This window comes from Rouxiella sp. T17 (assembly GCF_036663475.1).
In the GTDB taxonomy this organism is placed as follows: Bacteria; Pseudomonadota; Gammaproteobacteria; order Enterobacterales; family Enterobacteriaceae; genus Rouxiella.
On record NZ_JAWUEA010000024.1, the window covers coordinates 38568 to 50616 of the forward strand.

Annotated in this window: 11 protein-coding genes and 3 pseudogenes; 6 read left to right on the top strand and 8 right to left on the bottom strand. The window is 45.0% G+C overall.

All coding sequences use genetic code 11. The features are described 5' to 3' along the window. Positions 1–51: 51 nt before the first annotated feature. From ltrA to SC206_RS05750, 5 genes and pseudogenes are all read right to left on the bottom strand, one after another. Complete coding sequence (gene ltrA / locus SC206_RS05730) at positions 52–1764, bottom strand: group II intron reverse transcriptase/maturase (protein ID WP_332735056.1); 1713 nt, start codon at positions 1762–1764, stop codon at positions 52–54. A 650-nt stretch (positions 1765–2414) separates the two neighbouring features. After that, positions 2415–2558, bottom strand: a pseudogene (locus tag SC206_RS05735) (DUF932 domain-containing protein); the annotation flags it as partial. Positions 2559–2609: 51 nt separating this feature from the next. Next, positions 2610–2975: a DUF5983 family protein gene (locus tag SC206_RS05740; RefSeq protein ID WP_332735058.1), complete on the bottom strand. Its 366-nt coding sequence runs from the start codon at positions 2973–2975 to the stop codon at positions 2610–2612. A 474-nt stretch (positions 2976–3449) separates the two neighbouring features. Further along, entirely contained in the window at positions 3450–3785 is a 336-nt protein-coding gene (gene mazF, locus SC206_RS05745; protein WP_332735060.1) for an endoribonuclease MazF, read from the bottom strand. A 1-nt stretch (position 3786) separates the two neighbouring features. Next, positions 3787–4032 (bottom strand): AbrB/MazE/SpoVT family DNA-binding domain-containing protein, encoded by a 246-nt coding sequence (locus SC206_RS05750; protein WP_332735062.1) that lies wholly within the window; start codon positions 4030–4032, stop codon positions 3787–3789. A gap of 655 nt (positions 4033–4687) precedes the next feature. On the opposite strand from SC206_RS05750, the gene SC206_RS22060 reads away from it, so the two are divergent. The 6 genes from SC206_RS22060 (at position 4688) to SC206_RS05775 (ending at position 9346) form a co-directional block, all read left to right on the top strand. Continuing rightward, a complete protein-coding gene (locus tag SC206_RS22060) occupies positions 4688–4981 on the top strand; it encodes a hypothetical protein (protein ID WP_442976033.1) in 294 nt (97 codons plus the stop codon). 676 nt (positions 4982–5657) lie between these two features. Further along, on the top strand, positions 5658–6308 hold the full coding sequence (locus SC206_RS05755) for an AAA family ATPase (protein ID WP_332735064.1): 651 nt from the start codon (positions 5658–5660) through the stop codon (positions 6306–6308). A gap of 30 nt (positions 6309–6338) precedes the next feature. Beyond that, a complete protein-coding gene (locus tag SC206_RS05760; RefSeq protein WP_332735066.1) occupies positions 6339–6608 on the top strand; it encodes a ribbon-helix-helix domain-containing protein in 270 nt (89 codons plus the stop codon). 304 nt (positions 6609–6912) lie between these two features. Continuing rightward, positions 6913–7242, top strand: coding sequence for an FRG domain-containing protein (locus SC206_RS05765; protein ID WP_332735068.1), 330 nt, complete (start codon positions 6913–6915; stop codon positions 7240–7242). Positions 7243–7836: 594 nt separating this feature from the next. After that, complete coding sequence (locus SC206_RS05770; RefSeq protein WP_332735070.1) at positions 7837–8718, top strand: RepB family plasmid replication initiator protein; 882 nt, start codon at positions 7837–7839, stop codon at positions 8716–8718. A 310-nt stretch (positions 8719–9028) separates the two neighbouring features. Continuing rightward, positions 9029–9346 carry a hypothetical protein gene (locus SC206_RS05775; RefSeq protein WP_332735072.1) on the top strand — a complete coding sequence of 106 codons (318 nt, stop codon included), beginning with the start codon at positions 9029–9031 and terminating at the stop codon, positions 9344–9346. Positions 9347–9390: 44 nt separating this feature from the next. Here the strand turns inward: SC206_RS05775 and SC206_RS05780 are convergent. The 3 genes and pseudogenes from SC206_RS05780 to SC206_RS05790 form a co-directional block, all read right to left on the bottom strand. Continuing rightward, a pseudogene (locus tag SC206_RS05780) lies at positions 9391–10611 on the bottom strand (ISL3 family transposase). Positions 10612–10629: 18 nt separating this feature from the next. Next, entirely contained in the window at positions 10630–10980 is a 351-nt protein-coding gene (locus tag SC206_RS05785) for an SH3 domain-containing protein (protein ID WP_332735074.1), read from the bottom strand. Positions 10981–11289: 309 nt separating this feature from the next. Continuing rightward, positions 11290–11684 (bottom strand): annotated as a pseudogene (locus SC206_RS05790) (hypothetical protein); the annotation flags it as partial. Positions 11685–12049 lie beyond the last annotated feature (365 nt).

Sequence of the window (12049 nt, forward strand, 5' to 3'; positions counted from 1 at the left end):
CCCCCCCTAAGAACCGTACGTGCGAGTTTCCCCGCATACGGCTCAAGCCTTTCAAAGTCCCTTTGCAGGAACCGGTTTCACTACTGCAAGTCCGAGAGAATGAACCCGTGCATGACAGTTAGGATGTAGCATGACCAAATTTGCTTGCCCGTCATTCCCACCATCGACTCGTCGGACAATATGGTGGACATGCCACCCAGACTCCGACGTAATCAGTTCTTTGCAGCATGGACAGCGTCGTCCTTGTTGCAACCACAAGTTGATGAGTTTATTTCTACCTTTCAGTGTGTTTTGCATCTTGAGATTAATTCTGGCCTCAAAATACGTTTCCCACTGAGGATCGAACGGGTTTGCATCTACTTTTATTTGCCGGTGTCTTTCGATTTTGGTATCGAATGCTCTACGAAGAGTCATAAGCTTCGGCGTTTCATCAGGAGATCTATTCCCTGAATAAGCCGCAAATACCCAATTTCGATTGCCCACAGTGTGGAAATAACGTCGTTTGATCCAAACTCTCCCTTTATGTTTGTGCCTGCGGGTAGACCATTGCCATAAAGACAACCAAATCTCATAGTCCACACGACTAAATGTCGCAGAAGATACAACGTGGCGATGGAAATTTGCCCAGCCAGTAATCATCGGATTGAGAAGCCCTATCAGTTTGTCCTGACGCAGCATCCAGTTTCCTTTGATCGTTGCTCTGACCTTGTCCAGAAACGCCTTAACATTCGTAGTAGACGGTTTAATAAGAAGCTTTCCGTTATACTTCCGAATGTTTTGCCCGAGGAAATCGAAACCTTCATCTATATGCGTGATCTTGGTCTTTTCTGGCGACAGCGTTAACCCTCGCTTTTCCATAAATTCCGTGATCACTGGCAAAACTTGATGTTCCAGTTGCTCTTTGGTTGAGCCTGTTACAATAAAGTCATCTGCATATCGTACGAAGTTGATTTTAGGGCAGAAAGACTTTCCGTTATTCCAGCGCCTTTTAGCAACATCACTCAGGGCAGCCTGGATACCATCCAGAGCTATATTTGCCAGAACAGGAGAAATGATCCCTCCTTGTGGCGTTCCTGAGTGAGTGGGGAAAAGTTGTTGTTTTTCAAAATATCCGGCTGTTAGCCATTGGTTCATGATCTGACGATCTGTCAGTACATTATCCAATAGCCAGCTATGGCTGATATTGTCGAAACAGCCTTTGATATCACCTTCAAGAACCCATACTGCTGCCCGCTTCGGTGACAGTGCTGTAAAGCATTTCTCGATAGCATCGGCAGTGGATCTTGCTGGTCTGAATCCAAATGAATGTCGATCCGCTGTTGTCTCTGCTACAGGTTCGAGGGCGAGCAGATAGAGAGCCTGCATAGCCCTGTCTTTCATTGTAGGAATACCCAGCGGTCGCTGCTTACCATTGGATTTGGGAATATAAACACGCCTTAATGGTTGTGCTTTATATCCTCGTCTTTTCAACGACATCATGGCTTGTGATTTGGCGTCCGGTGTAGACCATGTAACCTTATCTACACCTGGCGTTCTCTTACCTCGGTTCTCAGTAACCCGTTTAACGGCAATTGCCTTGCTGTAAAACGAGTGGGTCAGAATCCACTGCAAAGCTTTAACTTTGCCGTATCTGCCTTCCCGTGTTGCCTTCACAATACGCATCTGTAGTCTACGCACTTCCCGATGACATTTTGCCCAATCAATATTGTGCCAATGTCTCGCGTTGTGGGAGATTGCACCCGCGCAAAACCGCTGCGTTGTCATCTGCTGTTATCTCCTTAGGTAAGATTTTTCAAATTTTCTTGTGAAGAAAGACCATGTGGAAGTCAGCTCGCTTTCGCGCGGAATAATGTTGCTTTTAGCGCAATTCCTGTCAGTTCCATTACAGAACTGCATTCGCTTTTTCCACAATCCTTTACCCGCACCACCAACAACATTCCTTACGGTTTGCCTGCCTTGCGGCGGTAATACGGGCTTACCACGTTCTCTGCTTATCACACGACTGGGTTAGGGCCTGCCTATCTACCGGAGAGGCGTTGACGACGTATCCCGAACTTACAGCGAGATAACCGCTCTCTTACCTTTTGGTCTATGCCTGTCAGCAGTTTTGGCATTTGCGCTTAACGATATTTATCAGCAGTTCACATATGTTGCCCATGCCAGCCAGCCTAGCGCCTCGACCCGGTACTGCTCCGAGTTTCCGTTTTCTGCCTCGCAGCAAAACAACGCCTGTAATTCAGGGGCTACATTGTCAGAAGAGCTCCACACAATGTTGTTACCATCAATGCATGTCTTCTTAGGCTACCGCTGGTCGTGCAGCGAGTCCGCTTCCATCGCTTGGTAGCAATGACTGGACAATGATAATCAGAGCCAAAGCTCTATTGTTTCAATAAAATAGACACTTATACGTGTCGCACGTAGGTATAGCGTTCGCTGCGCGAATCGTGCTTGTCGTCTGAAAAAATGCTCGGAACGTGACGGAAAATTTCGTCGTTGGTGAGCGCGCGCTCTTTACGGATCATATTGACTGAGCGAAAACCGGAAACTAAACGGGACATAACCTTTACCCCTGTTTGTTGAAATACGGCTGACAGTACAGCCGTGGAAAATTACCAGGCGAACGCTAGAAGGTGTTTCATCAATTCTTCATCGCGATCAAAAAGAACAAAAGAGATACCGGTGTCTTTTGTGAGTGCTTCAAGCAGCTCGCAAAGTGTGGCTGACCCCCCTTCATCACGCAGTGTTGCAAGACGTTTATCGCGCTGGGAAAGTTGCAGGATAAAGCCATACTGCGTATCAAATACCCACGCTTCATCAATCCACTTTGATTCATCATGACGATCGCGATAGGGACGACTCAGTTTCTTTAAAAGCACACTATCTGCCTGAGTCATATGAGCCGTACTGAGGGTAATGTATTTGCTCAGTTTGTCGGATTGTCTGACCCGTGCCTGTAAAACATCTTCTGACGCCATTTCCTTTCCTTTTGCGCTTGTGAGGGCGTGTTCCGCCGATGGACTGGGAAACCTCGCCGACCGGGCGCAATGACAGGGAGAAAGGCAAGGCCGCAGCTTGAAGGAAGCATGACGGAAAGACCGGGTGCCGCCTTTCAGCCGCTGGCGGTCCTTGTCAGGGCGCACAGGCTTGGTATCCCTTCAAGGCCCGGCGGAATTTGCCCGACAAGTTCAACGGCAGGAAAGGGAAGGCGTCAGAAAAGGGCAAGCGCAGCGCGCAGCCCATCGGGCGGAGGTCAAGCGAAGCGCGAAGGGCGTATGCCCGGAGGCATCAGTGATAGCGCCCCAAAGGGCGACGTCCAGGTCGTTGACGTTAGGCTGTTGTGTTATTTTGAGTTTTTAATGGCCGACCATGCGGACAATCGTGATGAATATTGCATGGGTACTGGCGAATACATGAATAAGAAAAAGGAGCCTTTCGGCTCCTTTTTTTATTCATGTTCCGATTAGTGCTTTGGCTTTTGCCCGTATTTCAGCAAGTTCAATAGCACTTACCGCACCTTTTTTGCTGGCGTTTCTTTCGCGCCAGTCCAGACTTTTAACCTGATCGGACAAAACAGCGCTTTCTCTCTTTCCCTGAATAATCACTTCAAAGGGATAGCCTTTTATCTTGGTTGTCATAGGGCAGCACAACATTAATCCTATGCGACCATTATAGGTGGCGGGACTGAGTACAACTGCGGGGCGATGACCTGCCTGCTCATGTCCAGCCTGGGGATCGAAATCGAGCCACACTATATCGCCAGCGTCAGGTGTATAGCCTTTTACCATCTTACAGAACCTCTCGGCCAACAGGTGCGCCAAAATCTATTTCATCATGAACATTATCAGCGGTAACACCGGCTAAAAGTGAATCCAGAGAGTATTCTTTAGCGCGTACCGGTACTATCACAATTCGCCCATCCTCCACTTGAATATCAACAGTGTCATCAACGCTGAGCGCTGCCGCTTGCATAATGGCAATAGGTAAACGAACTGAAGGGCTATTGCCCCATTTCTTTACTGTGACCTGAGCCATATCCCACCTCCGGCGTATCAACAATGATGATACTTTACCTTAAAGATATGACAGTTTCAACATTGTTGATACTTAATAGATATATATTCAAAAGTGCAGAAGCTGCACATTATTCAATTTCTTGAGCTTTAAACATGAGGGTATTAGCGTTTCAATCAGTGGCGCGATTTATCTAAGCAGACTCGGAATGATTTGAAGCATAAGTTTTCAATCTGTCCTGCTGCCGCTACTGGGCCCCAAATGCACTTTCGATAGTACTATTACGCGCCATTACACATACCCATTGCAATCGCGCACAATATTTAAATGATTTTTTACAACGGATTAAGGATTTTCTGCGAGCGTATTATAGGTAACCAGATAGTCACGACTCTGCCCCTGTTCTCGCAAAAATTCTACTCGGGTCAAATTGTTGGCCACCCTGTAAGGGTCATCACGGCTTCAATATTTTCGAATAGGGAAAGCGTCATATTGAATGGCCATTGCAAATCACAATTCTCGCCCTGTAGCAGCGAAATGCTGTAAAAATGAAACACGGATTGCCCTGCTCGTGACTGACGATCACCGTCACGCTATCTCGATGCCGGCGCACGGCCACCCGATACAGATGTAGCAAAGTTGCCCCAACAACGGCCTACGGGGTTGTTGCAGGCCAGTGAGTTCGCTTTTGCGAACCAGTCCCTACGCCAACAAGCCGCAGTACGGGAACGACGCCCACCAGACGACTGGCACGCAGAACACCTGCGATATTGTGGCTGCAGCGATAAGAGCATTAGATAGCATCTGGCGGGAGGGTTACCGTTTTCAGAAAGCGGGGATCATGCTGAACGATTTTTGTAATGAACCCGGAAAGATAGACGTGTTGGACGAAACGCCACCCCGCCCTAATAGCGACACGCTAATGCATGCCATCGACAGGATTAACACTGCAGGGCTTGGAAAAGTCTGATTTGCAGGACGGGACATTGATAAAGGCTAGAAGATGAAGCGGGAGATGCTCTCCCCCCTCCTTACATGACCAGATGGTAGGATTTACCAGGAGCACCTATACGGTAAATAACTCAAAAAACAATTAGAAAGACATTGTTTTAATATTAAAAAACAATCATGATAATTTTATAAAAACTTAAAAGTGTGTTTATCAACTTATTCAGCATACTGCCTTTTTCAAATCTCCTTGCCCAACTGGTTCAATGTTTATTAAGTACTTTTCCAGAGGGGGCGGATTCGCCTTTTAGCAGTGATACACACATACAGCAAAAAACCGACTAGGTGTATTTTTAGGGCTGACCAAGAAGAGCTTACCCTGACACGTTATCCACGGACGCAATAACTAGTTCCGGAGGAATGAAATTCCCCAACCCCTCAATATAAGGCTATAGCGTGCAAAGCATCTTGTACCCAAAGCGATTAACCCTTGCAGGGCTTCAAACCAACAGATTTCCAACACACTTACCCCCTTATCACAACACAATAAATACCCAATCATATAACTATCAATTTAATATTAAAGAAACATCATTTTGCATGAAAGGTATGCAAAAAAGCTGGTTAACAGTAAAGGTTTTTTGCTACTATATGCACATTATAAACACAGCATTTTAATATTAAAATGAGGGTGAAAAATGATTCTAACAGTAGGGAATACTAAAGGCGGAGTGGGTAAGACAACTCTTGCTGTAAATATTGCAGCCGCCAGAGCCATGCAAGGCCGGGATGTTTTACTTATCGATGCTGACCGTCAGGAGACAGCACAAACAGCAATCAGCATAAGAGCACAAAATGAAATCCAACCAGGTATAGCATGCTCAGCTTATGCAGATGGTCCAATCCTGCGCTCACAGCTTATGCAGCAACAAGCAAAATATGATGATGTCATAATTGATGCCGGCGGCAGGGACTCAACCGCATTGCGTGCAGCACTAGTTTTAACGGATGTTCTGTTGGTTCCTTACCGGCCTGGCAGTTTTGATGTATGGGCTTTGCAGGACATTTCAGACCTAATAACAGAAGCTCGTAGTGTGCGTGACGGCTTGAAAGCTTACTCAATCATTAACGTTGCAGATGCAAATCGTAACTCAATAGATAACAGAGAAGCCGCCGCCATCTTTACCGATTACCCGGAGCTTGAATTTATCCCTGATCACATTGTTGGCCGTAAAGCATTCTCCAATGCTGCGGGTTCTGGTCAGTGCGTCTTTGAATATAAGCCTCAAGATGTTAAAGCCAATCTGGAACTTACCACCCTCATAAACATCCTATTTAGCAATCAATAATAAGTCATATTAATATTAAGGTGATATGAAATGGCAATTACTAAACCACCAAGAAAAACAGATGAAGCCAATGCAAAATTAGATGCTTTTATTGAGGGTGCTCCAGATAGCCAGTCAACTAAAAAGAAAGGGGTCATCAAAGGGAAAAAACAACAAATCACGTTGACTATTACCCCAGATATCCTTGACCAATTAGATCAAAAAGCAGAAGACTTGGGGCTTTCTCGCGCAGCTCTGATCAACATAGGTATCAGACACGTACTAAATGAAGGCGCAATGATAGGAGGGAAGAAGGATTAGTGCCTGATTCAACGCCATCATATTCAACACGTTAAATACAATCATTTTAATATTAAGTTGATTGCTTTTTAGAATTGTAATAACGGTTAATAAAGTGCATAAAACTCAGACTGCGTTGTTTGGTGAAATATACGTACCCGATAAATTTAACCAAATTCTTAAAATCATTGAGGGTCATTCGGGTGACAGACGAAGCATATACATGTGGAGAGGGCAGGGCGATGTACGCTAGCCAATACACAGTTCCGCATATCGGCGTCTCTTGAAAGAAAGACGCTGGGAAGATACGCCTTCTGAGTAAACAATGCGTGATTATGAAAGAGAACTGCTGCCCATCGCTTGCCATCAGGGTTATGGCTATGAGAACGGTAGAAAGTTGAGTGACTTTAAGTTACTGGCAAAGCTTCAGCATCATGGTGCTGCAACAAGGCTGATCGATGTATCAAGAAATATGTTGGTGGCTTTATGGTTCGAATGCAGGTCCAAAACTGACCAAACGGGCATTTTATTAGGATGGCATTCGAATACTATTCTTGGTCTTGAAGGACGCCCGGAAGAAAGAGTGTGCAACGAAATATTTGGCACAAGCTGTGTAGATAAAGAGGGATTGTCATCGTTACCCATTGTCTGGTAACCGCTCGTGGTGACAAAAAGAATCGCTGCTCAAAGTTCCCAATTTTTGTATGGCACTGTTTGTAGTGATCTTATGAGCAGTGTGGTATTTGAAAAAGAGAAGGGTGCATTTCTGACCATTAGTCTTACTCCTGAAATGAAAAGCGTCTGCTTAAGGCTCCTTGAAGATAACTTTGATGTACGCTAGTTAACTTTGTTTCCTGATATCGACGGTTTCTGTTATGCCAATAGTGAGAATTTTGGGCGTTACAATAACGAAAGATGGTGATTGAAGGACAGACAGTCCCGATAGTGTAATCTGCCATGAATACTGGATCCTGCCAGCTTCTTCAGTATCAATAAGTTATCCACATATACACCTAATATTATAATTCTTAAGATCATAATCAGATCATATTAAAGAAAAAAAGATCACCAGCCTCGTATTCTATTGAAAACATTAATTAAATCTGCACTTTGAGCGGTCACTTTCATAAAAAAAGCGGTCACTTTCATAAATTTAGCGTTTACTTTCATAATAAAGGCGGTTATTTTCATAACCCTTAGGCGGTTACTTTCATAAACAGTCCTCAAATTTTAAATACGGTGTGGATAAATGGAAAACTTTAATGATATCAATCCACCAGAAAGTCCATTCGCGATAATCAAGAAAGATTCAGGCACAGCTTATGAACTGACTCCAAACAGCAGTAAAACAGTTCAGCCGGTTGCTCTGCTCAGACTAAGCGTGTTTACCCCTGTTTCACCCAAGGAAAAGGGGAAGCGGGAATTTCTGATTGATGCGTCAGAGGAACTTTCCAGCTTAGAAGTCGCCAGACAGGAAGGGTATACAAATATCAAGATTCAGGGCGCAAAGCTTGGTATGTCCACTGATTTTAAAACGTGGATAGGGATAATCTCTGCCTTTTCAAAATACGGTTATTCTAGTGAAAAGATAACTTTACCGTTCTCTGAGTTTGCACGTATGTGTGGTTTGAAGCCTACAGATATCAACGGACGGGCTAGAACGCGTCTCAGCGACTCTCTGTTCAACTTATCAAGTGTAACACTGGCGTTTCGTAGCAAGGACGGCAAACGCTCCCTGGTGACGCATCTGGTTCAACGTGCGGTATTAGATATGGACGCAGATCTGGTTGAAATTGTCGGAGATCCAAGCCTTTGGGAGCTTTACAGATACGACCACAAGGTTTTGCTTGGGTTAAAAGCCCTTTCTGAGTTATCCCGTAAAGAAGCTGCCCAGTCCCTGTATGTGTACTTTGAGAGCATGCCACCATCTACGTTATTTGTTTCAATGAAACGTCTCAGGGAGCGTCTTGCGATGGAATCACAGGTAAAAGACCAGAACGCTACGATCCGCAGGGCTATGACTGATTTGAAGAAAATAGGATACATAGACTACACAGAGACAAAAAAGGGGAGAGAGATCATGTTCATAATCCATACCCGTTCACCAAAGCTTGGATTAGCGCCTTCTTGAAAGCGGTCACTTTCATAAATGTTTGCGGGAAAGGCGGTTGCTTTCATAAAAACCGTGAGTTAAGCGGTCACTTTCATAAATATTAGTGAAACTTTCTTCGCCTTTTTCCATTTATGTACGAATAGCGTACAAGTCAAAGGGACGTATTATGAAAGCAGCATCACTTTTACCAAATGTTATGAAAGTAGCCGCTATATATTTTAGAGTTAAAAATGGGTCTTCCCCGATCATGGTGGATTCACGGATGTGTTTTGATCGACCTTGTCTTTTTCAGTTAAGTTATTAGTCCAACTTTCGCTGGAGAAGAACAATGATTGTAAGGACATGGCATGGATGTGTACTGCTTGAACACGCTGAGGGTTTTGCTACACATCTTGATTTAACTGATGTGAGACATTCTCAGGGGATCGAGGGTAACAAAGGTGCTTTTGTAAAAAGAGTTACTCAAAGAAGCTGGGAACATTTTTTCCTTGCAACATATTGGGAAGATATTGAGGCGGTTAAAGCTTTCGCGCGTAACGACTACCATGTGGCTGTCACCTATCTCGACGATGATAAATTTCGCTTATTGTCAGATCCATATGTTTTCCAGCATGAACATGAAGTAGAAGTTGTTCATCCACTTTGAGTAAATTAATAAGCAGCCTAGTTTTGGTTGCTTATTCCGCTCGTTCAATACCTCATATCCAACTTTCCATAGTGGGACAGCACGCCCAGTTTGAACCGTTCTTTATTCCTGAAGCCTCTTGATTTGATCCTGAGTAGCCGTATTTTACTGTTCAGAGACTCCGCATTGCCGTTCTATACCCGGTTTTTCATTGCATTCAGGATGCCGTAAAGGCGCTTTGCCACCATGCGGGCAACGCTGGCCATGAGCTGTATCTCGGTATCTTTGGCCATAGCCATCCATTCTTGCCACAGTTTACGACTATGGTCGTCATAGCGGCGATGCCACAGATCGCGTGCAAGCTCCTTCATTACCCAACACTGGCTCGTTTGGGGTAACACTAGCCGGGCAACTTCCAACCTCTCAGCCCTACGCCCGTGGCGATTTTGTTTGCTGTAAAACCACAGATAGCGAGAGCGATGGGCACCTTTTCGGTCTGACGACGGGATTTGTTTGATCTCAGCCTGACGGGTTTTATCAATGACGGCACACAGCATTTTTGCCACATGAAAGTGATCGAAGGCGATTTTATCTACGGCATTGGGGAGATGGATGCGGGCTGCACCGATATGGGCCATGTTCATGTCCATCGACAGCGTTTTTATCTCATCAAGCTGGTGATCTCTAAGGCTGCGAAGATAACTGGCAAGGCTCTCTACACCGCGATCATCGGTCAGGTTCAAGGCCCGCCCCTGCCGGTCAGAGATAACAGTGACGTACTGGTGTACTTTTTTGAAGCCGACTTCATCCACGCAGAGATGGCGGGCTGACAAAAGTTGCTTTATCTGGGCTAAGCCTCGTTTGACTGCACGCATCATGATGCCGTCCACTGCATTCCAACTGAGGTTAAGCTGTTTTCTGACAGCTTCCACGGTGCTAACTTTTAGCCATGCGAGAACAAAGGCTTCGAACAGCAAAGTGTAGCGGCTACCTGGCCCTGCCCAGGGAACCAGCAGAGTTTGCCAACCGTGATCAGAGCAGTCAACGCGGGGGACATCCGCCTCAACCAGCGTGGTGAACTGACAGGTATCGAGATGACGCCATTTACGACGTCGGTGCTCATGTATGGAGCAGGATTTACCGCAGGTTGGACAGGTCAATTGTGTGTGCTCAGCAATGCCGACAATGACCGTCACTGAACCAGATTGTTCATCAAGAAAAAGAGATTGTATCTGCCACGGTGCGGACAGGTTAAGGATATGGGCATAGAGGGATTTTTCGTCCATGAAAATGCTCAAAGTTGATTAGCTACTCAGAAGATTTACACATTCTTCTGGCACCCAACCAGACTCTCCTGTGTGTTTGAGCGCCCAGTACCAGCTGTTCAGAGACTTGATGACAGTAATTTTCTCGTTGCAGCTGACTGATAATTCATGCGCGGTGTAATTTTCAAGACACATAACTTCATTGGAGCTGAGGGGGGAGAATATTTGTTGGGGAGCCCACCCGGCTTTTCCTGAGGGGAGTGTTATCCATACCCATCCAGGATACTCAAGGTCACAATGGCTGATAACGGCAGTATCATTCTTCGTTATCAAAATGGGGTCAGGAAAAGCAGAAGTGTAATTTCTGATGACAACAGCAGCATTTTTCAAGTGGCATCTCCCATTGTTTGGTGAACAACCAAAATCCTACAACAGCCACCACAACAGGGGAAGGTTCATTAAAAATACAATCATAATAATATTAAAGTGATATCTATTTAATATTGCATAACTCCATTTAAATAGTATTTTAAACGGTTCAAAAATATTTTCAGGATAAATACTCGGCTCAATGGTAAGTTTGCTTGAGGATCTGATCCTGCCTAATGCCTTGTTGAAGTTTTGTGACTTCTTGGCTACGACAGGCGTTTAGTCCTTCTAGCTCATCGCAATAAATAAAACTGAGTAGGCCATCTTGAGCCGCCAGCGCTCCAGTGCCAGCTCAAGTAACGCACCCCCATAAATGCGCATCAGTAGCTGGATGCTGAGCATCATAGCGTCGAGTCGACAGGGACAAGTCTCTGAATCTACGGGCATAACGTTGCGACAGACCGATTGCATCATACATCACCGCTTCCCGCTTCGTTTCTGTCGTCAGTACTTTCGCTCACAAGCCACCTGAAGCGCCTCCTTATCCAGCCTGACGTTCTTGCAAAGTACGCGACGGCCTTTTTTAAAATGTACTGCTCTTCAGTTACTCGCTTAAGTTCTTGCCTGAGGCGCTTTACTTCATGCTGAATTGCATCGCCCTGTTTACGCTGCCGCTCGGGTTTCTGGTAGCGCTTAACCTAGGCGTAAAGACTATTATAGTGGATACACCAAAGTCGAGATGAGACCTATGATACAGGGTATCCCTGCTCGGTGACCTGTTTTAGAGCTTGAATTTTAAATTTTTCGGTGAACGTTTTGACTGACATAAACACTCCTTCATTAGGCCTTTCTTACGAGACAAAAAAGTGTTTACGAAACCCGGGTCTATTCAAAAGGGGAAGTGAAAGAAGTAAGATCCCTTAGTGAGTTAACAATCTAATTGTGAGGCCAGTTCATCTGAAAATCTACGCTATGGATAAAATAGTCGAGTACGTAAAACTCATTTAATGTATATACACAAGCATATACATTACTGTAGTTACAACATCCTTGTATTCGAACAAGTACATTTTTCCTCGAACTCTTGTTA